The organism is Peribacillus sp. NPDC096622 (assembly GCF_044762665.1).
Classification (GTDB): Bacteria; Bacillota; Bacilli; order Bacillales; family DSM-1321; genus Peribacillus; species Peribacillus frigoritolerans_B.
This window is the reverse complement of record NZ_JBIWES010000002.1, coordinates 579,807-601,966: the sequence shown is the minus strand read 5'-3', so window position 1 is coordinate 601,966 and position 22,160 is coordinate 579,807. Positions and strand designations below refer to the sequence as shown.

The window sequence follows — 22,160 nt, the reverse complement described above, 5'->3', positions numbered from 1 at the left end:
GCAACAGGTGCTCAAGGTGCCGAAGGTCCTCAAGGTGCAACAGGTGCTCAAGGTGCCGAAGGCCCTCAAGGTGCAACAGGTGCTCAAGGTGCCGAAGGCCCTCAAGGTGCAACAGGCCCTCAAGGAGCGGAAGGTCCTCAAGGAGTTGCTGGTCCTCAAGGAGCCGAAGGTCCTCAAGGAGTTGCAGGCCCTCAAGGAGCCGAAGGCCCTCAAGGAGCCGAAGGCCCTCAAGGTGCAACAGGTGCTCAAGGTGCCGAAGGCCCTCAAGGTGCAACAGGCCCTCAAGGTGCCGAAGGCCCTCAAGGTGCCGAAGGTCCTCAAGGAGTTGCTGGTCCTCAAGGAGCCGAAGGTCCTCAAGGAGTTGCAGGCCCTCAAGGTGCCGAAGGCCCTCAAGGTGCCGAAGGCCCTCAAGGTGCCGAAGGCCCTCAAGGAGTTGCTGGTCCTCAAGGTGCCGAAGGCCCTCAAGGTGCAACAGGTGCTCAAGGAGCGGAAGGTCCTCAAGGAACTGCTGGTCCTCAAGGAGCCGAAGGCCCTCAAGGAGTTGCAGGCCCTCAAGGTGCCGAAGGCCCTCAAGGAGTTGCAGGCCCTCAAGGTGCCGAAGGCCCTCAAGGAGTTGCAGGCCCTCAAGGTGCCGAAGGTCCTCAAGGAGCCGAAGGTCCTCAAGGAGCAACAGGTCCTCAAGGAGCGGAAGGTCCTCAAGGAACTGCTGGTCCTCAAGGAGCCGAAGGTCCTCAAGGACCTCAAGGACCTCAAGGACCAGCATAGAAAATACTCTTAAGAAAGAACGCTATAAAATTATATTTTATAGTTAATACTGACTCAAAGGTTGTTAATTTATAACTTTTGGGTCAGCTTTTTTATTAGTAATCACATTTATTGTCCCAAGAGACATAGGGTTTTAATACATAAAAAGGACTTCATCCTATTTTGAAGAATTTTCAAAGTGACCAAATATATTCTACAAGTAAGCAATTTAGTTTACCTGAAGCTTACAGCAAAGTGGAAATGTTTATAACGGTTTAACTTTCATGTTAACTGTATTTAATGCCTGCCAGACGTATCTTTATATTAAAGAAAAAAGGCAAATGCATGGATAAAAAGAATCCATGCATTTGCCTTCCTTGTAGAAATGAGGAAAAGTTTTTGAGATACCCAATAAAAGTTTGTTGGTGAATTTTCATCTCTAACCAACAGCAGACTCTAATCTAAGATAGGTTTACGGCAATACCACCACTTTTTCCTTACATGAAGCGCAAAACTTGGCATATTGGATACAGGTTTCTAATGAATCATTCGGTTCCATTGGCCACCATCGGATTGCGCCTGTGGGTGCCTTTGACGCAAAGATCTCGATTTCTGGTGGAATACGTCCTACAACTACTACTTCGTTCTCCTTAAAGTTGGTTTCAATGCCCTTTTGTAGTGTCTTAAATAATTGGGTATGCTCTATTGCAGGATAGGAGTGGGGAATGGGAAACAATATTGAAACTCTGGAAAGATCTTCATGAATTACATGAGCAGATTTCCGGGCAGGATCATCTGTAGATGTCTCCCATACACGGCTATATGGCACTTCCTCGGGTAAACCTAGTTCTTTCACTCTCGTATTGATTCTCTGATGATAATAACTATTTAGTTCTCTTACAAGTACCTGAATCTGCTTATTTCTAATGAAAGTGGAGTTATCTCTATTTTCATTCCGATATTGGACATAGAGTAAATCGGGAATAGCTGCATACTTAGTACAAAGAAACGTCCGAACGAGTATATCGTAATCGTCTGCCACCAATAATTCCTCACGGTGGCCGCCTATCAAATGGTAACTATCCCTCGTCCATGCACGAGGATGATTCGGTAAACCGACCAAATGACGGATTGTACTCCCATTGATTGTTGTTTGTTTTTGCACATTTTGCCATCGGTTCATTTCATGCAGCCAGACTCGATAATGTATACCGTATCCAAAACCGCAATCCCACCCATACCAGTGAGCATTGTTGCTACCTACGTATACCTCTGTACAATCCCCATAAACAAAACCACATTCAGGGTGTTGTTGAAATGTTTCGACGATTTTCTTTAGACAGTCAGGAGTTAGCTCATCATCATGATCTACTTCCACTAAAATTTCCCCTGTACATAGACCTGCTGCATACCTTTTGATTGCCCCTATGTAGCCATTTCGGGAATCTTGGCGATACCTCCGCACACGTGGGTCGTCTAGAGGAAGTAAGAATTGGTTGTATGTCTCATCATCATCACCAGAGTCATCTACAATTACCCATTCCCAATTATCGTAAGTCTGATTCAATAGAGAACGGTAAGGTCGCTGAATTTTTTCTTTTGACTTATAGCTTGCTGTAAACACGGAAACTAAAGGAGTATCTGAAGAAAATCGTGTAGCGGGAATTGTGTTATTTTCAGGGAGAGGATCGGTCTGTTTTAGCCAGCAGTAAAATAAACTAAATGGTTGAAGCTCTTCTGGAGAATTGAAGTGTAACCAACGTTTTCTCTCGTGAAAAGGCAATCCACTTAATGTATTAAATTCTTCCCACTCTGTTCCTAATGAAACATAGACACGAGGTTTTCGGGGATTAATATCTATTAATAGATCATCAGGTCCATACAAATTCACTTTGATGCGGCTTTCCGTAAGTCTCATTATCAATTCTTCCAATTCATATATTGATATCTTACTAGATACAAATAGATGAGTTGCCAATAGTGGAGTTACATCAGATGACATGTTCCATTCCCCTTTCCTTGATATCAAACTAACTAGAGGTGAGTGTCAATTTTTCCATTTCTTTATCTTATTCTTCTTTCAGCCAGATATATATATGTGTGATAGCAGAAAATGTTACTCAGTGAATCTAAGGAATAAATCAGGCTATCTTCAAAACCCACAATTATGACAATATCACCTAAAGCCTCTGACATTCGAACAAAAATGCGTTCGATCACCTGCCTCGCTGGCCGCCAATCTAAGTAAGCATCAATTTCAGGAATATTCTATAGATTTTTTTAGATTCAGTCTTTTACTAATGAAATAACAATATATTTAGGGAAGGAAAGGAGTGGATAAATCGTTAACTTAATTTAAAACTTCAATTTTTTTGGCTTGTACTGGTAATGGAAGAGGAGGTGTCACAACCGTCAACATTTAAAATCGGCTTAGTATTAACGATTTTCGTGATGTAAGCATATTATTATGTGTTGATGCTGTTTTAAGCTTTTGCTGATAGGCCCTTGACGGCGCTATGGTGTATTATAAAAATTTTATTTTGCAGTAGATATTCATTCGGATGACTGGTCTATCGAAGTGAGTTGCTAAAAATAAACTTATTTTAAGAAAGGATGAGTCATCTTGGAATGGCCATTAGTTAGTATAGTCATACCAGCTTATAACCGCCCCCATACTCTGCAAATAGCCATCGACAGTGTATTGGAACAAACCTACCCGAATATTGAAATTATCATTTGTGATGATAGCACAAATAATGGAGTACAAGAAATGCTTAATCCTTACTTACACTCTTTTCCTCAGATCAAATATTATAAAAACGGACGGAATCTTTTTCTTGAAAATTGGCATAAATGCTTCGACCTAGCTTCAGGGGAATATATCAATTACTTAATGGATGATGACGTGTTTCATAAAGAAAAAATCGAGAAAATGATCTACTTTTTTAATGAATTCGAAAATATCACCCTTGTTACATCATATCGCCAAACCATCAATGAATCAGGGGAATTTCTCCCGCCTATTCATGCAACAACCAGGCTATACCAAGAAACAAGGATATTAGACGGAAAAATGTTGGCTAACGTTGCATTAACTCGTTGTCAAAATGTGATTGGTGAACCGACGACGGTGTTATTTAAAAAAATAGACCTTATTGAAAAATTTGGAGTATATAAAGGAAAACAGTATTCTCTTATCAATGATTTAGCTGCCTGGTTGTCTTTATTATCCAAAGGAAAAGCTGTCTATATTTCGGAAGCACTTAGTTATTTTCGATTACATCCAAATCAAAATAATAATACACTCGGTCTAAATGCATTTAGTGAATGGTTAGATATTATGATTGCCTCAAGAGAGGATGGATTTCTAGATACGAACGAGTTATATAAAACTGCCCTTCATTCTTACCGTGAACGTATAAAGGGCTATCCACAATTTGTAGAGGATATCAAACGGATTGAAAAGATATTAAAAACGCTGGACTAAAAATCCAGCTTTTTCTTAAACAGGAAAAACGAATCGTTTAAATTACTTATACGATCTTTGTCAGTCCAAGTTCTTTAAAGTTTATAAAGAAGAACCTAAACTCCTTGGAACTTCAGACTTATGACTAACTATAAGTCTTCAATTAGCATAAGGTAGAGTCGTAAATTGAGGAATTGTTACGGAGTTCGTCTACTCTTAGCTCAGAAAACCATTGAGCGAGCTTTTCATTCTCAGTCAACCAAGACCATACTTCCTCTGCGGAATGCCTCGCAATCCCGCTCAAATCTGCTATATAACCGTTTTCTGCTTTTCCTAGACAGCTATCATTCTGCTAACCCCCGCTTTTAGTTATTTTTCAAAATAGTAAAAATGGCATCCCCGTTAAAAGGATATATTGGATCAAATAATTAACCAATAATCTCTTCCAATGTACCCCGGTCATATATTGATTAACCTGTGGTTGATACAAGATTTTATGATTTTTTGCTCGATATCCGAAAACCCTTGTGCAGCAAGGTTTTTTTTCTTTGGCTAAAAAAATAATAAACGCGCGGATCACACTTTGGTCATAAACGCTCATTTTATTAACAAAATACCTACCTCCTTTATAGAAGTAGGCGCATTCAAATTATTTCAAATTCATTATCAATAAAAGGTTCGGAATAGCTTAGAGTGTTGACCATTGCAATAATAAATTGACAAACTAACAATCCTTCATGACAAACTATGAAAATAGGATGCGAGAAGAAGTCCTAGTCTTCGAACTCCCTCAATTATTTCTTTCTCATTGGCATAACTGAACGAGAGCCGGAGAAACTTGGTTCCATCGTTTTGATCCAAGAAAAAGTATTTCCCTGGAACATATGAAACACCCTCAGCCAGAGCCTGTGATAATAATTGCGACGTATCAACACCTTGAATTCTCACCCATACAAAGTAACCTCCATCTGGTACATACCAGGAAACGGATTCTGGAAGGAATTGTTCCATCGAACGGATTAACGCAGTGCATTTAGAACGATACATATCTTTTAGAAGGTCGAGCCGTTTTTCAAAATCGGTGTTTTCTAAGTATACAGCCATTGAACTTTGAGCAAATGGATGGTCTAAATCTTTTTTAAACCACTCTAAAGCCTTGATGAATTCACTTTCTCCCGCTATCCATCCAATTCGCATTCCTGGCGCAACAACCTTGGATAAAGACCCGACTTGGAGGACCCGCCCGCATTTATCAATAGATTTTATTGGGGCCGGATTTTTATCGAAGGATAATTCCCCGTATGCATCATCCTCCAGAATGAGGAAATCATACTCGATGGAAAGCTCCAATAAATGCTTCCGGCGCTCAATTGTCATAGTCGTCCCAGTAGGATTTTGAAAGGTTGGGATTGTATATAGAAAACGCGGGAGGGTTAGACCTGTACGTTTCCTTTCATCCAGCATTTCTTTTAATCGGTATGTTTGGAGTCCCTGTTCATCTATAGGAATACTAATAATCTGTTTCGTATAGTTTTGAAAAATCTCCAAAGCCTCCATATAGGTGGGAGACTCTACCGCTACGACCGCTTTATCATCAAGAAGAACGCGGGCAATAAGATCAATCCCCTGGCAAGCTCCTGATGTAATCAAAAGCTGTTCTTCCAAAACGCAAATTCCACGCTCTGCCAATCTGTTCTGGATTTGCTGCTTCAGTTTTGGAATTCGTGGACTTCCGAGATAATGGAGCGGCAAATCCTGCTCCTCATCAAGAAGTCTGGCTACAGCTACCTTGAGCTCCTCAGCAGGAACGAGAGCAGGATCAGGATAGCCTGAACTCAAGCGAATACAACCATCCGGCAGATTTGGCATCCATGCACCGGGCGGATCATTCTTAAGTGCCGCTTTAATGTTCTCAGAAAAAAAAGATTCAACATTCACTTCAACCATACACCTTCCCTTCAATCAAACCTTGATTGATTCTCGCGATTTTTAAAGATAGCTGCTTATTTACCATACAAATCAAAAATTCCCGCAGATAGTCATCAATCTTATGTAAAAATAACCTACTATTAATTTTAAACTTTCTTCTGATGAGAGACAACAATCCCTCTCTTTATATTTTCCAAATTCCGGAGTCCCTCTTACACGTAAAAAATGAAGAAAGGCAAATCGTCCGCCTTTCTTCATTTTTTATTCGACTCATTCCATTTCTTAACCATACGCTTCGGTGCCGCACGTAAATAGGCTTCTTGAATTAGATGGGTCAATTCATCCCAGTCTTCCCTATCCGGATTTTGAATGGAAACCCAACCGTGACGTCCTATATATGGGGTTTTGAAATATTTCTCTTTCTGTAGCAATAATTCTTGAGTTTCTCGATCTGACTTGAACGACACGCTGAATCCTTTCTCGCTTTCACCAGAAATCACGAAGGATTTTCCATTGATCTTAAAAGTATTGTGACCGAAACCATCAATATGTTCAACAGCTTCTGGCAGTGCAAGGCAGATATTGCGTACATGATCAAGCATGGCTTCCGTGTCTTGTGATTTCATGTTTTAATTCACCTATTATCAACTCTATTTTGCATTCACATCTAGTTGATGAATTCCAAAAGTATTGCCTTCGGTATCAATATAGTATCCTTGCCAAGCCATTCCAGGCAGGGCGAATTTGGGCATTGCGACCTTGCCGCCATTCTCAATAATTTTAGCTTCCGTTAAATCGTAATTTTCCACGCCCATGGTACAAGCAAATGCATTTAACGCCTGGTGTGTTTCCGGCGGAGCACTATGGCGCTGCATCAAAGCGCCATCGATCCCAGGTTCATTCTCATCGCCAGTTACCGCTCCAAAGTAAGGCATTCCTGCATAATCACTCCAGTCTTGAAATGACCATCCGAATACCTCTCCATAAAACGTCTTTGCCCGTTCCATGTCATTCACATGAATTTCAAAATGAACTATTCTTCCCATGATTTCCTCCTATGTTACATATGACTTAACCATTCCTTACATCTATTATTATAATTTAAATGGAAATAAATTCAAAGAGACTGGAGCTCCATCCTACAATCAACCCGGGAACCGCTTTTCAATTTTGTATCCCAAACATTTGCGAAACTATGTGTATATTTTTGTGAAAGCTGGACGAGACTACTAGTAAATCATTCTAGGAGGTTATCAAAATGTTTAGATTCGGGAAGAGAAAGCCGCGAAGCAAGGTCGGAAAATTTATCGATAAGCACGGATATACACAAGAGGAGTTTGTAAGTACATCAGGAATCTCACGAAATACGATAAGCAGAGTTTGCAGCGATCCCAAGTATGTGCCGTCAGCCGGGGTTTTAAAGAAAATCATGAAGGCGGTTCGAAGTATAGATGCAGGCGCAAAGGCAGATGACTACTTTGATTTGTAAAAAAATGGCCCTAGCTTATGGCCGGGGCTAAATGTATTATTCAATTCTTGTTCATACTCTCCTTATCCATGCTCCCAAAATCCAAGCTTTCCTTTCGGGAATAAAGGCATGTCCTTAACTTCCCAGGGCGTCTCCACTTTGAAGTCAATTACTTTCAAACAAAATACCTCATTTGACCGGTCCCAGCTTTTCAAATTTCTCGTGAAAAAGTTCATATGAGATTCAACAACACCCCCTGAATTAAAATCCCCCACTTCCATTAGGAGCGGGGGATTTTCTTCATTCTTAGCTGATATGTATTTCTTGGGGTTCTTTTGTCCCTTTTAGACAAACCCTGCTGGGATTTCTTTAAACAAGGGTTAGTTATCGATTAGGGACAAAAGGTTATGTATTCCGCTTGAGCTATTTTCGACCGACCATTTTCTTTATGAACTGAACCACAGGTGACACGATGGATTCATGTACATTCGTAAGGGCATAACCGATCAGCCCCATAATTACCAGGGCCATTATTAATCCTATTATCAATCCCGATGTTTCTCTAAGTTCTTCAAGTACAGCATCCATTCCTTATCCTCCCCGGCTTGCCGATGCACTTATTTTTACGGTTTTCCACCGATTTTACGTCTGAAAGCTTCATTTATCGTTTTTTCTTCGAACATTGACCGATTCTTTTAAATAAGGTTCATTATAACGCATTGGATGATTATGGTCGAGCTGCCACTTTTAAACGCATTCATTGAAGGCCTACACCAACATCGCTCACTAATAAAGGCTTTACCTCTAGCGTTTCTCTTTAAGTCAAAAGATAAACCTTCGTTTCATCTGAACATTCAAGGAGAAATGTAAACCTTTTCATTTGTCCAAAACCGACAAACAAATGACAGAATTATTGTTTTTTAAGAACATTGAGAATATTGTCGAAAAACCTTAAGCTTAATTTAAGAAATACATCTTCTTAGGGGGTGCGCTTTATATGGAAGCCATTACAAGGGACTTTTTCTTATTTTTATCTAAGAATAACCTGCTTAATAATATTGCTAAAAAAAGCGGAGGAAATTTTGCTGCTGGAAAGATCATTGGGGGAACTGATTTCCAAAGTTCCATTAAATTCATTAAACAACTTAATAATAGCGGCTTGTCGGTTACAGTCGACCATCTTGGGGAATTCGTTGATTCCAAGGAAGTGACTCAGGAACGGACGGCAGAATGCATCGAAACCATCGAAATGATCAGCAGGGAAAAACTTGATTCACAGGTTTCCCTGAAAATGACTTCTTTGGGACTTGATATCGATCATAAACTCGTGATTGAGAATATGAGGAAAATTCTTGATACAGCCGAAAAACATAAAGTCATGGTCACGATCGATATGGAAGATGAAGTCCGCTGTCAGGCAACAATCGACATCTTTAGACAGTTCAAAGAAAAATACAGCTGCATAAGTACTGTTCTACAAGCATATTTATTCCGCACAGAGAAAGATTTGGAGGACCTTGGCCAATATAAGCCATTCCTGCGTCTCGTAAAGGGTGCCTACAAGGAATCCGCCGAGGTGGCTTTTCCCGAAAAGAATGATGTAGACGAAAACTATAAAAAGTTGATTAAGCAAAGTCTTCTTAACGGAAATTATACGGCCATCGCCTCACATGATGATAAAATCATCGAATATACAAAAGAACTGGCCAAGAAGTTTGACATCCCTAATACACAATTCGAATTCCAAATGCTTTATGGCATGAGGAACAAAACTCAATACGAATTGGTCAAGCAAGGTTACAAAATGCGCGTCTATGTACCATACGGTCTGGATTGGTATGGATACTTCATGAGAAGGCTTGCAGAAAGGCCATCCAATATTGCCTTTGCCTTCAAAGGGATGGTCAGAAGCTAAATATACATTCAACATTATTAATTGCTACAAAAAATCTATTAAAAGGTGTGATTATCAATGATTTCATATAAACACGAACCATTTGTTGATTTTACAAACGAGGAAAACAAAAAAGCATATCAGGAAGCACTTCAAACCGTTGAGGGCTACTTAGGGCAAGACTACCCTCTTTATATCGGGGCAGAGAAAGTGACGACTGATGAGAAAATCGTTTCATATAACCCTGCAGATAAGCAAGAGGTCATCGGCCGAGTATCTAAAGCGAATAGGGATCTAGCTGAAAAAGCCATGCAGGAAGCTGTTACAGCTTTTGAAAGCTGGAAAAAAGTGAAGCCGGAAATCCGCGCTGACGTTTTGTTCAAAGCGGCTGCCATCATTCGCAGACGCAAGCATGAATTCTCTGCGTTATTGACGAAAGAAGCGGGAAAACCTTGGAATGAGGCTGATGCTGATACAGCGGAAGCGATCGATTTCCTTGAATTCTATGCCCGTCAAATGCTGACACTTAAAGATGGTGTACCTGTTCAAAGCCGTCCGGGAGAATTTAACCGCTATGATTACATTCCATTAGGGGTTGGCATCATCATTTCTCCTTGGAACTTCCCATTTGCGATCATGGCAGGTACAGCTGTTGCCGCTATCGTTACTGGTAACACAATCCTGTTGAAACCAGCTTCGACTACTCCTATCGTTGCCGCTAAATTCGTTGAAGTTATGCTTGAAGCCGGCCTTCCGGCAGGTGTGTTGAATTTCGTTCCGGGAAGCGGAGCCGAAGTGGGCGACTACCTGGTCGATCATCCAAAAACACGTTTCATTTCCTTCACAGGTTCACGTGATGTAGGTCTGCGCATTTACAAACGTGCTTCAGAAGTGAACGAAGGACAAATTTGGCTGAAGCGTGTCATCGCTGAAATGGGCGGAAAAGATACAATCGTCGTCGACAAAGAGGCAGATCTTGAATTGGCTGCTCAATCGATCGTGAAATCTGCATTTGGCTTCTCGGGACAAAAATGTTCTGCTTGTTCCCGTGCTGTCATCGTTGAAGATGTATACGATCAAGTTTTAGATCGCGCTGTTGAATTAACAAAACAACTTACAGTTGGTAATCCTGTAGAAAATCATTTCATGGGACCGGTTATCGATCAAGCGGCTTTTGACAAAATCATGAGCTATATTGAAATCGGGAACCAAGAAGGACGCATTCTGACTGGAGGAGAAGGAGATAGCTCTAAAGGCTACTTCGTTCAACCGACAATCGTTGCTGATGTCGCTCCGCAAGCCCGCTTGATGCAAGAAGAAATCTTCGGACCAGTCGTTGCCTTCACAAAAGCGAAGGACTTTAACGAAGCTCTTGAGATTGCCAATAACACTGAATATGGTTTGACTGGTGCTGTCATTACGACAAATCGCCTTAACATGGAAAAAGCACGCGAAGAATTCCATGTGGGGAACTTGTATTTCAACCGCGGCTGTACCGGTGCTATCGTAGGTTATCAGCCATTCGGCGGGTTCAACATGTCAGGAACTGATTCCAAGGCAGGCGGACCGGACTACTTGCAGCTTCATATGCAAGCCAAAACAACATCCGAAACGTTCTGATAATGAAAATGATTTGAAACCCCTTTGGTTTTCGTATCTTCCATTCTGGATACGGAAACCAAAATGAGGTTAAATGGAGGAAGTGACAAATAGGTTGCTTCCTCTTTTAAAACAAAAAATTATAAATTTCAACCTGAAGGGAGTCTTTTATGGATTACGCATTAATAATTTCGATCAGCATTTATATGGCTGGCATGCTTCTCATCGGTTACTTCGCTTACAAAAGGACTTCCAATTTAAATGATTATATGCTGGGCGACCGGGGTCTTGGGCCTGCTGTCACTGCATTAAGCGCCGGTGCCGCGGATATGAGCGGTTGGCTTTTAATGGGTATGCCTGGTGCCATGTTCGCAACAGGACTAAGTTCAATCTGGATTGTAATCGGTCTCACATTAGGAGCCTATGCGAACTGGCTGTATGTTGCACCTAGATTGAGGACCTATACGGAAGTCGCCAATAACTCGATTACGATACCCGCTTTCCTGGAAAATCGTTTTGGCGAGGGCTCACAGATCTTAAGGCTCATTTCGGCTTTGGTTATTCTCGTATTCTTTACCTTTTACGTTTCTTCCGGAATGGTATCCGGCGGAGTCTTATTCCAAAGTACATTCGGCCTTGATTACCATACAGGCCTATGGATCTTGACAGGCGTCACCGTTGCCTATACTTTATTCGGCGGATTCCTGGCAGTAAGCTGGACAGACTTTGTTCAAGGGATCATCATGGTTGTCGCTTTGGTTCTTGTACCGATCGTCACCATTTTCCATGTTGGCGGTTTCGGTCCTTCCATAGATACACCACGTTCCATTGATCCAGCTCTGTTGAATATTTTCACGGGGACGAGCTTTTTAGGAATCATCTCATTGTTTGCTTGGGGACTGGGTTACTTCGGACAGCCACATATCATTGTCCGCTTTATGGCGATCAGTTCTATTAAAGAAATCAAGAAAGCCCGTACTATCGGGATGGGCTGGATGATTTTCTCCAGTATCGGTGCCATGCTGACTGGATTCATCGGAATCACGTATTATCACCAGAACGGACTCAAGTTAGCTGATCCTGAAACCATTTTCATAGAGTTAGGGGAAATCCTATTCCACCCGCTTATCACCGGTTTCTTGATTTCCGCAATACTGGCAGCCATCATGAGCACGATTTCTTCGCAGCTTTTGGTTACGGCCAGCTCTTTAACGGAGGATATGTACAAAACTTTCTTCCGTCGTTCCGCTTCAGATAAAGAGCTTGTTTTCCTGGGCAGACTTTCCGTACTGACCATATCCGTCATAGCGCTCATTCTCTCTTGGGAACAGAATGACACGATCCTTGGACTTGTCGGGTATGCTTGGGCTGGATTCGGATCCTCATTCGGTCCATTGGTCATACTGAGCCTCTGCTGGAAACGAATGACAAGATGGGGCGCTTTAGCAGGGATGATCGTTGGTGCCGCTACTGTAATTTTCTGGTCGATGGCAGGATTATCCGATATGATGTATGAAATGATTCCTGGTTTTGGCGCAAGCTTGATTGCCATCATCCTGGTCAGTCTTCTAACAGCGAAACCATCAAAAGAAGTAGAAGTGAAATTCGAAGAATTCGAAAAAACTTTAAAACAAAAATAAAACCCCTAAAAGGAACGGTATTTATTCATATACCGTTCCTTCTTTGTTCTTGCCCCTATACACATCATTAGTTTAAAAGTATTATTAAACTAAGTTGTCATACACTTCAAAAAACTACAGGGGGCCATATATGTCATTAGAAAAAATCCTGACACTCACAAACATCAACGATATAACGGATATGGTCAGCACTTATTTAAAAAAACCAGTCGTCATCGAAAATGACCAATTTTTATTGCTGGCATACAGTTCTTATTATATCGAACACTTCGACCAAGCCAATCGGCAAACCATCTTCACAAAGCATTGGCCGATTCCAATTCTGGAAAAATTCATGGATGAGGGCATTGTCGAACAGCTTAAAACCGTGGAGCATCCATTTAGGGTGAAACAAATCGAGGAAATAGGGTTAAATCAAAGGGTCGTTGTGAGCGCCGTTCACAAAGGACAGGTCTTCGGGTTCATTTGGGTCCAAGAAACGGAAATGATGACAGATTCCGATCTGGAATTTTTACACGAGGTTTCCCATCATATCGGCAAGCTCCTTTATCAGAAAAAACAGATAAACATGAAAAAAGATGAAGAAAAAAATGAGTTTTATCAAAAGGTCATTGACGAAGTCTATCAAACGGAAAACCAAATAAAATGGGAAGCCGCCAATATGAGTCTTCTCATTCCGGAAACTTTCCTTGTCAATGTCTTTACCATCGCTCAATCCGATGCGGAACATTTCGATGAATTAGCGGATACAGTCAGTCTATTCGCCAATGCGTTGAATCATTTTACCCATGTATTCACAAACCAATTGAAGATCATCGTCCTGATTGGCAGCAACGGAAAAGGGAAAGACCTGCTTACCGATAGCGCCAATGATTTAACGAACACCGTTCTTTCCCAATTCACTGACAAAAAGGTATTCCCGGGAATCGGAAATGAGTACTCTTCGATTCTTCAATTAAGAAAATCCTATCTCGAAGCCCTGGAAGTGATCAACGCAGCCAAGTTCATCGGTGAACCTGAACAGCTTCCCTTCCAATATAGCAAGCTTGGGATTTTCCGTTACCTCGAAATGATCTCCAACCATCATGCTAAAACGAATTATATCAATACGGATTTAGAGATTCTTCAAAAGAAGGACCTGGAAAGCCAAACCAAACTCCTTCAAACACTGGAAATATATCTCTTGAACAATTGCCGGATCAAACCGACATCTGAACAGCTATACATTCATACCAACACATTGAAATATAGATTGAATCAAATAACCGATCTCACCTCAATCGATTTTGATGACTTTCATTCGAGAATGCAGCTATACATCGATTTACAGCTTATTAAGCAGAGATCTTGAGTACGGGTGATTCAAATAAGCGAAGGAGAGAAGAAACGCGGCTGGGTCTGCCAGTTTCTTCTCTCCTTATCCATTGTTGTACTTCTTTAACGCTTTTACCATATCAAGTTAATTTTTTTATATAATTTTTTTGAAATCGGTTACTATTTATACAAGTTTCCTTCCAAAAGATCTTTCAAAGTGGTATTATCCAGCAGTTCTGCCACTTGATCTCTAATCAGTGCCCAAAGAGGTTTCAATAAACAGTTATTATCTTCAAGGGGACAATATTCATATGCTGTAATGCTTACACAACTCATAGGGGCAAGCGGTCCTTCTAAGTCCCGAATTACGTTTCCAATGATAATTTTATTAGGCAACTCCTTTAAGATATGCCCTCCGCGGACTCCCCTTTTACTTTTTACATATCCGTGACTTTTCAAATGTAATAGAATTTGTTCGAGATATTGGGAGACACTAATTTGCACATATTCTCTCATCAATCGTCTATCACGCTTATGATTGACAACGATTCCCTCTCTGAATAAGGCTCGAGTAATCCGTTTATATCCATAGTAAATGTCTCTTATGAATGGCTAATATATGTTCTTTTATCAAAAAAATTTTTTCAAGTCTCAGAGACCGTCTAGACTGGCCCTTCCGCCATTTGTAGTAACCAGATCTTGAAACTTCCCGATTTTTAAAGCCACGCAAGTGGGTTTTTTCCTCAATCCATCGATCATTTGAAACCTTTCGGCTTTCAGGACCATTCCTTCCCATGTAGATTTGGATTGCGTTTTTTAAATAGTCCACCTGCGCTTTCAGATAAGCATTTTCTTCTTCAACACTAGAGAAATTCTTACGGTTACATACACCACGTTGTCTTCTAAAGGCTCATTTTTTTGCACTTTCTTTACCAATTCGATATTTGTGTATCACTTTTGATACCAAATCGCTCACAAAGAAGACAATATGACCAGCTTTCCTCCAACTTCAGACGAACAACTTCTCGCTTTAATTCTTCTGTATACTTTGAAAGGTTTTCCCCTTTTTTTCCATAGAAAAATCTCTCCCAGATAGACTGTTAAGAACATTTTATCATGCTCTCTTTTTACTCTGTCTACCTGTAGAGGATAATACCAATTTTAAATAGATGTAGATCTCTTTTACTACGAATTACAAATACACCGTTCCTTTGCACAGGAACCAATAAAAAATAACACTGTGAATAACCTTACCTCAGTATTTACTCTTCCTCTTCAGGTAAATTTGGCTCATATAAACCTAAAAAACAACTCGTAGTAAATGTAGCCACAGTCATAAATAGACCTGCCAGAGCAACTAAATTATAAAGATACTTTTTCATTAATAACTTACCCCCTTTTTAATAATTTTTTATCCAATAGATGTATTATAGATGTACCAAAAGGTGTAATTGTAAAGGTCTGATAGATAAGGACCTGTCCTATTACTAAGGAATATGTAATTGGAATAAAAAAACTCAAAATCATAAGCAATAATGCAATAGAAATAGATTTGAATTTATTTCTTTTTTTCTGAGTCTTATTAAAAATGTTTTCTTTTTTAAATAAGATTGGTGCGTATCTTATTATAAGAATGATTAGTAATGGATAAGAAAATATATGCCAATAATCTATATCAGTTATTGACGGAAAGTATTTCGAACTAAAAGAAATTGCAAGGATAAGAAAGATACTTGCTATCAGACAATGATTGAATTTGGAAAAATGAGCTCCTCCTGAAAACATCCTAAATATGGATATAGACACTAAGCATAGCAAAGTATAAGAAAATATATGCAAAAGAAATCCTAGAGATAAAACAATTACGACTTGGTAAATTAAAATAATCAGCATTTCTAAACCATAACGAATTTCCCCTTTTTTTCGCTTCAAACTCCCATCATTCGTTAGTATCTTCTTTGTTAATGCTTCAGATAAATCTTTAGGTGCCCAATACACGCCATTCCCCCAAATGAAACCATGATATTATAATCATTATATTAACATAAAATGTTAATGTGAATAATTATTCATAGTTCATTTAAAACAAATAAATCACCCTAAAACTAAAGAATTTGGCAATTATAGAACTAATTTAAGCCTTTATACGTACTTGTAGTATTTTAGTTCAATATTTATAAGATAATTTTATAACATACTATACTTAAATTGGAAACTTAGCTTTTATTATCTTTTTTGAATTACATAATTAAAATATTTTAGAAAGGACGGTGGAGATACTGTCTATTTATAGTCAAATGATTAAAGGATTATTAGAAGGGAGCATTTTGTCCTTAATTAATAAAAATGAAGTTTATGGATATGAATTAATCGAGAAATTGAGACAAGGTGGATTCAATAAAGTTGGAGAAGGCACTATCTATCCTTTATTACTAAGGCTACAGAAAGAAAAACTTATATCTGCATATTTTATGGATTCTAAAAATGGACCCAGAAGAAAATATTACAAAATAACTCCAGAAGGTCTTGAATCTTTAAAAAACTTTAAAGATGAATGGGGTAATTTAGAAAAGTCAGTGAACCACTTTCTAGAAAGAGAAGGAGTGAAAAATTATCAGTATGATCTATAAAGAAATTGAAAATCTAAAACTTAAATTAAATAAATGCAATAAACAGCAATTTGAAGAGTTTTGTTTATATCTTTCTAGCAGCGATTTAGATGCTAATAAGCGAAATGAAATAAGAGATGAGATATTGGATCATCTTCTAGAAGGCGAAAAAGAGGGGAAAGACTTTCAAGATTTATTTGGACAAAATCCTAGAGACTATACAAAACAATTAGTCGATCAACTTCCTAAAAGCTCTATAAAAGAAAAATTAACTTTTAGCTTTAGTCTACTTACAATATCAATAATTATTATTGTGGGTAATTCTAGTAATAATTCATATCTATTTATGGATGTTATTCTATTTTCCATTTTGAATGGAATTGTGGTTTTTGGTTTTTTTAAATTGACAAAAAGATTTGCTTTCAAAAATTCTATATTAAGTATTCTCATTTTGACCCTTATTATTCAAACTGCAGGTATCAGTTATTATTTTTTAAAAAGCTTTTTTATTGAAATTTTTTAGGACCATTTATAGCCCTAATAATCTCAGATAATACCTTTCTATACAAGAACAGTGGTTAAGATCGTATTTTATCATTTAAGATAAAATAAGTTCTTATTTTCAAATGATGTTTTTCCATTAAAAAATCACTTTGATAAAAGCTGTATTAAAATAGTTACCAAGGTGGATAGTCCTACACTATTCTAAGTACTTAAAATTAAAATATCTAACATTTATGGGGGAACTGAAAAGTGAAAAAAAAATTGATTATCTCTATCGTTTCTTTATTCGTGCTTATTATACTGGGGATAAATGTATATTTATCTAAAGGAAGCGCTAGTAATAAAGAGGTAAATGTAAATGTTACTCAATTAAAAGAAATAACGTTAAAAAGTACTGTAATGATTCCTGGAACTCTAAGCTTAGCTAATGAGCAATACATATATTATGACGCTGAAAAAGGTAATGTAGATAAGATACATGTAACAGAGGGATCAATAGTTCAGGTAGGTACACCTATCCTTACTTATGAAAGTGATGAAATAGAACTTGAAAAAGAGCAACATAAACTAGGAAGAAAATCAAGTCAGTTACAAATTAACTCTTTAATCAAACAAATTGCAAATCTTAATGTAAAACAAAAGAATTTAGAAATAGAACTAGGTAAAGAAGAGGCCAAGAATCAAATTGATTCAGAACGTACTCAATTAAATTTAGACCTCGAAACAGCAAAGTTAGAATTAGAAAAAAACGATTTAGAATCAAAATCAATATTAAAAAAAGAGAAGAATTTAGAAGTGAAAAGTGACATTAAGGGAACAGTCCTAGAAGTTGATAAAGAGGCGGTTAATAATACAAGTGAAACACAGAAGCCTGTTATACATATTGGCAGTACATCTCAATATATAGCACGCGGTGTATTGTCAGAATATGATGCACTAAATATCAAGTCCGGTCAATCAGTAGTAATAACTTCAGATGTTTTACCTAATAAAAAATGGGAAGGAACAGTTAAACAAATTGATTATTTACCTCAGCAACAAGCGTCTTCCGATAGTACAAGTGAAAATGCTAATCAATATCCAATAGAAATAAAAATTGATGATCAAGATATTAGTTCCATAAAACCTGGATTTAAACTCTTGTTAGAAATTGAAACAACTAGTAAAAAAGCTAAATCTCTTCCAGTAAAGAGTATTGTAAATGAAGGGAGAAATAAATATGTGTATGTTGTGGAAAATAGAGAAGTTTCACGTATAAAAGTAAAGGTTGGAGAAACAACCAGCAAATTTATTGAAATTGTAAGTGGTGTTTCTGAAAAAGAAAAAGTTGTATCGAACCCCTCAAAAAAATTAAATGATGGCTTGAAGGTGAACATTCAATGATTGAATTAGTGGATATACATAAAAATTTTCATCTTAATCGAGAGGAGATTCCTATTTTAAAGAATATTAATATTAAAATAAATGATGGTGAATTTGTAGCTATTATGGGTCCCTCTGGATCCGGTAAATCCACATTGATGAATATTATTGGATGTTTAGACCGCCCTTCTTCCGGTTCATACATGCTAAATGAACAAGAAATTTCAACGTTTAATGATGAACAGCTTTCTCAAATAAGAAATAAACATATTGGTTTTGTATTTCAGCAATTCCAATTACTTCCACGACTAAGTGCTGCTGAAAATGTAGAGCTTCCTATGATATATGCTGGCTGTTCGAGAAAAGAACGAAGAAAAAGAGCAGAAATAGCTTTACAAAAAGTAGGTTTGAGTGAACGAATAAATCATTTGCCAAATGAATTGTCAGGTGGCCAAAAGCAACGTGTAGCAATTGCTAGAGCAATTGTTAATGAGCCTTCATTAATTCTTGCAGATGAACCTACAGGAGCTCTAGATACTAAGACTAGTGATACAATCATGAAACAGTTTGCACAACTTCATCATGCTGGAACAACAATCATCCTTATTACACATGAACTAGAAGTTTCCGAATATGCATCGCGAACCATTACTGTACGAGATGGAGAAGTTGTAAATCTCAATAATAAGGAGAATCTAACAATATGAATATTATAGAAAATATTCGTATGGCATTATCCTCTGTTTTAGCTCATAAAATGAGATCCATTTTAACAATGTTAGGTATTATTATTGGAGTTGCAGCCGTTATTGTAGTTGTAGCAATTGGGCAGGGTGGAGAACAAATGATTAAATCGAAAATTACTGGCCCAAACAACACAATAGAAGTCTATTATCAACCTTCAGATGAAGAATTGCAGTCTAATCCCAATATTATGGAACAGCCAGCTTTCACAGAAAGTGATGTAAACGATCTAAAGGATATATCCGGCGTGAAAAGTGTAGTTGCATCTAGCTCTACAAGTATGGAAACACACTATAGAGATAAAACTACAGATTCAACAGTGAATGCTGTAAATGAAGCTTATTTAACAGTAAATAAGCTAGAAGTTGCTAAAGGAGAAATGTTAACCAGTTCAGACTTCTTATCTGGTAATCGAGTAGGCGTTATTACTAAAGAACTTAGCAAAGAATTGTTTGACAAAAAAGATCCTATAGGAAATGTTATCTGGATTCAAGGACAGCCTATTAAGATTATTGGTGTTACTCAAAAGAAAACTGGATTCTTATCATTTGGGATGAGTGAGATTTATATTCCTAATAATACTTATAAATCAAGTTTTGGGAAGATAGATTATAGTGAAATTAGTCTTCAAGTAAATAATGCAAATCAGTTAGCCGAAGTGGGCGATAATGCAACAACGTTATTAAATGAAAAACATTTTACAGAAGATTCATATCAAGTCAACAATTTAAAAGAGATCGCGGATAGTATTGGAAGCATAACGAAAATTATGACTTTAGTAATTGGATCTATTGCCGGAATTTCCTTGTTAGTAGGTGGAATTGGAGTAATGAATATTATGCTCGTATCTGTTACGGAGAGGACAAGGGAAATTGGTATACGTAAGGCTTTAGGAGCATCAAAATCTCAGATTTTAACTCAGTTTTTAATTGAATCCATTACACTTACTCTTATTGGAGGTATACTTGGTATTTTATTAGGTGCAGGAGGTGCTTCATTAGTATCCCTTTTAGCAGGTTGGCCATCTTTTGTTTCTTGGCAGGTTATTCTAGGAGGCGTATTATTCTCGATGACGATAGGAATTATTTTTGGAATGTTACCAGCCAACAAAGCTGCAAAACTTGACCCTATTGAATCTCTACGGTATGAATAATTCTCTATTCGGTTATTAAGTACTTTATACATATCTCGGTTAGAGAGCAAATTAAAGTTTAAAAAATATTTATTGAAAATATTAAAAGCAGTGTTCTTTTTTAACGAACCTGCTTTTTTACTTATTTTAAATAAATAATACCTCTACTTTATTCTTGAAGTAGAAGGTATATAGTAAATAAATTTTAACCAGCAATTATGAATAATCCCTATATGATTTAATCACTTAAAAATGCACAGAATATAACATTGTTGGTTTAAAAGACGAATGGCGCTTCGGTCTAAGAAAATAGTAGGGTATTCATTTTCTCGTTCAATGACAACAGAACTGGTCATAAAAGCTTTTAATAACGCACACTTATCACAAAAGACCTCGGAGGGCTTAGTTCTTCATACAGATCTTGGCACACAATATACAAGCAGTGAGTTTACTCAACATATCCAAAACCATCATATTAAGCAATCCTTTAGTCAGAATAATTACCCGTACGATAATGCCTGTATTGAATCCTTTCATCCCTATTAAAAAAGGAAGAAGTCAACCAAATACAATATCTAAATTAGCAAACAGCTAAATTAGCAATGTTCCAATTTATTGAAAGTTGGTATAACCGAAAAAGAATTCACAGCAGCTTGGACTATCAAACCCCACAAGCCATTGAAGATCGAATTAGGAAAACAGCTTAAGATTTAACTTTTTAGTGTCCAAAATATTGATTCAAATCAATTGTTTTATCTCCATTTAAATGGTGATTAAGTTTTGTACTTATAAAGTATATACATTAGATATATTTAGGTGTTATAAATCCCTCGACAGCGCCTGCTAATATAAGTAGTAATATGATAATTCCTATAGTAACCATGCTTCTTTTCCAATTCTTCTTTTGGAAATAAAATTTAAGCCCAATAAATCCTATGTAACCTGATAATAATAAGGCAGGAATTTCAAAGATTCCATGCGGCAATATACTTAAACATAAATCTACTATACTAGTCCCACTTAAATATTGACTTGCTATAACACCACCAAGCCAAAAGCCATTGATAACCAATACTAAAAAGGTTGAAAGCCCAAAACAAAAAATCCCTGAAATTAACATAAGTGCAACTTTGAAATTTTGAATAAAAAAGAACACTGATCCGGAAATGCCTTCCCTTTTGCTATAATAATTACTGCTATTATCGATTGCTGTATTTACATCTGCGGTTAATACTAAACCTAAACCTAATACTAAACTTAAGAAAAAACATGAAACTGATAATAGTAATAGATATCTATCTTTTAATAATTTTTCCATATTATCACCTTAATATTTTTTTTTGGGGGAGAATTTTGCTATAATAAATTAAGGGAAACGACGCACATCGTTCCCCTCGCTATAATTAATTTGTAAAAGCAATTGAATTAGTAGGCAACTGCAGTTTTCTTAGCGCCTTTACTCAATAGTGACTTAGCTGTAAGGATAAGTGCAGATGTTAATCCAAAGCTAGCGAACATTGAAATCAAAGCTAATACTGTACTGCCTGCTTCAATTGCCGAAACGATAACGTTTGCCCAGTATTCAGAAATACCAAGAGCTCCCGCAATATATGCTACCACTTCCATGAAATTCCCCTCCTTTTCAAATACATTCATTCGTATATATTTAATTATTAGTAGGCAACTGCAGTTTTCTTAGCGCCTTTACTCAATAGTGACTTAGCTGTAAGGATAAGTGCAGATGTTAATCCAAAG

At 37.6% G+C, this 22,160-nt stretch carries 22 protein-coding genes and 2 pseudogenes; 13 read left to right on the top strand and 11 right to left on the bottom strand.

What is annotated here, in order from left to right; translation table 11 throughout:
* A partial coding sequence (locus tag ACIQYG_RS06315; protein ID WP_402836318.1) for a hypothetical protein occupies positions 1-778 on the top strand: 778 nt, incomplete at its 5' end.
* Positions 779-1,216: 438 nt separating this feature from the next.
* Here the strand turns inward: ACIQYG_RS06315 and ACIQYG_RS06310 are convergent.
* Positions 1,217-2,746: a glycosyltransferase gene (locus ACIQYG_RS06310; protein ID WP_402836317.1), complete on the bottom strand. Its 1,530-nt coding sequence runs from the start codon at positions 2,744-2,746 to the stop codon at positions 1,217-1,219.
* A 621-nt stretch (positions 2,747-3,367) separates the two neighbouring features.
* Here ACIQYG_RS06310 and ACIQYG_RS06305 point away from each other — a divergent pair.
* Positions 3,368-4,231 carry a glycosyltransferase family 2 protein gene (locus ACIQYG_RS06305; RefSeq protein WP_402836316.1) on the top strand — a complete coding sequence of 288 codons (864 nt, stop codon included), beginning with the start codon at positions 3,368-3,370 and terminating at the stop codon, positions 4,229-4,231.
* Between the two features lie 714 nt (positions 4,232-4,945).
* Here the strand turns inward: ACIQYG_RS06305 and ACIQYG_RS06300 are convergent.
* From ACIQYG_RS06300 to ACIQYG_RS06290, 3 genes are all read right to left on the bottom strand, one after another.
* The gene (locus ACIQYG_RS06300; RefSeq protein WP_402836368.1) at positions 4,946-6,148 is read right to left on the bottom strand and encodes an aminotransferase-like domain-containing protein; all 1,203 of its coding nucleotides are present in this window, start codon (positions 6,146-6,148) and stop codon (positions 4,946-4,948) included.
* 245 nt (positions 6,149-6,393) lie between these two features.
* Entirely contained in the window at positions 6,394-6,765 is a 372-nt protein-coding gene (locus ACIQYG_RS06295; protein ID WP_402836315.1) for an MmcQ/YjbR family DNA-binding protein, read from the bottom strand.
* 24 nt (positions 6,766-6,789) lie between these two features.
* Positions 6,790-7,185, bottom strand: a complete 396-nt coding sequence (locus ACIQYG_RS06290) for a VOC family protein (protein ID WP_402836313.1) — start codon at positions 7,183-7,185, stop codon at positions 6,790-6,792.
* 212 nt (positions 7,186-7,397) lie between these two features.
* Here ACIQYG_RS06290 and ACIQYG_RS06285 point away from each other — a divergent pair, with 212 nt between their 5' ends.
* Positions 7,398-7,628 carry a helix-turn-helix domain-containing protein gene (locus tag ACIQYG_RS06285; RefSeq protein WP_402836311.1) on the top strand — a complete coding sequence of 77 codons (231 nt, stop codon included), beginning with the start codon at positions 7,398-7,400 and terminating at the stop codon, positions 7,626-7,628.
* A 402-nt stretch (positions 7,629-8,030) separates the two neighbouring features.
* Here the strand turns inward: ACIQYG_RS06285 and ACIQYG_RS06280 are convergent, their stop codons facing one another.
* The gene (locus ACIQYG_RS06280; RefSeq protein WP_202315596.1) at positions 8,031-8,195 is read right to left on the bottom strand and encodes a hypothetical protein; all 165 of its coding nucleotides are present in this window, start codon (positions 8,193-8,195) and stop codon (positions 8,031-8,033) included.
* A 409-nt stretch (positions 8,196-8,604) separates the two neighbouring features.
* On the opposite strand from ACIQYG_RS06280, the gene ACIQYG_RS06275 reads away from it, so the two are divergent.
* From ACIQYG_RS06275 to ACIQYG_RS06260, 4 genes are all read left to right on the top strand, one after another.
* The gene (locus ACIQYG_RS06275; protein WP_402836309.1) at positions 8,605-9,522 is read left to right on the top strand and encodes a proline dehydrogenase family protein; all 918 of its coding nucleotides are present in this window, start codon (positions 8,605-8,607) and stop codon (positions 9,520-9,522) included.
* 57 nt (positions 9,523-9,579) lie between these two features.
* The gene (pruA, locus tag ACIQYG_RS06270) at positions 9,580-11,121 is read left to right on the top strand and encodes an L-glutamate gamma-semialdehyde dehydrogenase (RefSeq protein ID WP_402836308.1); all 1,542 of its coding nucleotides are present in this window, start codon (positions 9,580-9,582) and stop codon (positions 11,119-11,121) included.
* A gap of 149 nt (positions 11,122-11,270) precedes the next feature.
* Positions 11,271-12,740, top strand: a complete 1,470-nt coding sequence (gene putP, locus ACIQYG_RS06265) for a sodium/proline symporter PutP (RefSeq protein ID WP_402836307.1) — start codon at positions 11,271-11,273, stop codon at positions 12,738-12,740.
* A 130-nt stretch (positions 12,741-12,870) separates the two neighbouring features.
* Positions 12,871-14,091, top strand: coding sequence for a PucR family transcriptional regulator (locus ACIQYG_RS06260; protein ID WP_402836306.1), 1,221 nt, complete (start codon positions 12,871-12,873; stop codon positions 14,089-14,091).
* Positions 14,092-14,234: 143 nt separating this feature from the next.
* Here the strand turns inward: ACIQYG_RS06260 and ACIQYG_RS06255 are convergent, their stop codons facing one another.
* The 4 genes and pseudogenes from ACIQYG_RS06255 to ACIQYG_RS06240 all read right to left on the bottom strand — a co-directional run bounded on the left by ACIQYG_RS06255 (position 14,235) and on the right by ACIQYG_RS06240 (position 16,052).
* Entirely contained in the window at positions 14,235-14,570 is a 336-nt protein-coding gene (locus ACIQYG_RS06255) for an RrF2 family transcriptional regulator (RefSeq protein ID WP_402836366.1), read from the bottom strand.
* Positions 14,562-15,148, bottom strand: a pseudogene (locus tag ACIQYG_RS06250) (IS3 family transposase); the annotation flags it as partial. The gene ACIQYG_RS06255 and the pseudogene ACIQYG_RS06250, both read right to left, overlap by 9 nt.
* Before the next feature lie 168 nt (positions 15,149-15,316).
* The gene (locus ACIQYG_RS06245; RefSeq protein ID WP_402836305.1) at positions 15,317-15,436 is read right to left on the bottom strand and encodes an AgrD family cyclic lactone autoinducer peptide; all 120 of its coding nucleotides are present in this window, start codon (positions 15,434-15,436) and stop codon (positions 15,317-15,319) included.
* A 7-nt stretch (positions 15,437-15,443) separates the two neighbouring features.
* Positions 15,444-16,052 (bottom strand): accessory gene regulator ArgB-like protein, encoded by a 609-nt coding sequence (locus ACIQYG_RS06240; RefSeq protein ID WP_402836304.1) that lies wholly within the window; start codon positions 16,050-16,052, stop codon positions 15,444-15,446.
* 287 nt (positions 16,053-16,339) lie between these two features.
* Between ACIQYG_RS06240 and ACIQYG_RS06235 the strand changes: the two genes are divergently transcribed.
* The 6 genes and pseudogenes from ACIQYG_RS06235 to ACIQYG_RS06210 all read left to right on the top strand — a co-directional run.
* A complete protein-coding gene (locus ACIQYG_RS06235) occupies positions 16,340-16,684 on the top strand; it encodes a PadR family transcriptional regulator (RefSeq protein WP_402836364.1) in 345 nt (114 codons plus the stop codon).
* The gene (locus ACIQYG_RS06230) at positions 16,674-17,186 is read left to right on the top strand and encodes a hypothetical protein (RefSeq protein WP_402836302.1); all 513 of its coding nucleotides are present in this window, start codon (positions 16,674-16,676) and stop codon (positions 17,184-17,186) included. Before ACIQYG_RS06235 ends, ACIQYG_RS06230 begins: the two co-directional genes overlap by 11 nt.
* A 230-nt stretch (positions 17,187-17,416) precedes the next feature.
* Entirely contained in the window at positions 17,417-18,550 is a 1,134-nt protein-coding gene (locus tag ACIQYG_RS06225; protein WP_402836300.1) for an efflux RND transporter periplasmic adaptor subunit, read from the top strand.
* Positions 18,547-19,236, top strand: a complete 690-nt coding sequence (locus tag ACIQYG_RS06220; protein ID WP_402836298.1) for an ABC transporter ATP-binding protein — start codon at positions 18,547-18,549, stop codon at positions 19,234-19,236. The genes ACIQYG_RS06225 and ACIQYG_RS06220 overlap by 4 nt, the downstream gene beginning before the upstream one ends.
* Positions 19,233-20,426 carry an ABC transporter permease gene (locus ACIQYG_RS06215; RefSeq protein WP_402836296.1) on the top strand — a complete coding sequence of 398 codons (1,194 nt, stop codon included), beginning with the start codon at positions 19,233-19,235 and terminating at the stop codon, positions 20,424-20,426. The genes ACIQYG_RS06220 and ACIQYG_RS06215 overlap by 4 nt, the downstream gene beginning before the upstream one ends.
* Before the next feature lie 249 nt (positions 20,427-20,675).
* Positions 20,676-21,112: pseudogene (locus ACIQYG_RS06210) on the top strand (transposase); the annotation flags it as partial.
* Positions 21,113-21,207: 95 nt separating this feature from the next.
* Here ACIQYG_RS06210 and ACIQYG_RS06205 read toward each other — a convergent pair.
* Both ACIQYG_RS06205 and ACIQYG_RS06200 read right to left on the bottom strand, forming a co-directional pair.
* The gene (locus ACIQYG_RS06205; protein ID WP_402836294.1) at positions 21,208-21,723 is read right to left on the bottom strand and encodes a stage II sporulation protein M; all 516 of its coding nucleotides are present in this window, start codon (positions 21,721-21,723) and stop codon (positions 21,208-21,210) included.
* Positions 21,724-21,830: 107 nt separating this feature from the next.
* The gene (locus ACIQYG_RS06200; RefSeq protein ID WP_402836292.1) at positions 21,831-22,031 is read right to left on the bottom strand and encodes a circular bacteriocin, circularin A/uberolysin family; all 201 of its coding nucleotides are present in this window, start codon (positions 22,029-22,031) and stop codon (positions 21,831-21,833) included.
* Between the last annotated feature and the right edge of the window lie 129 nt (positions 22,032-22,160).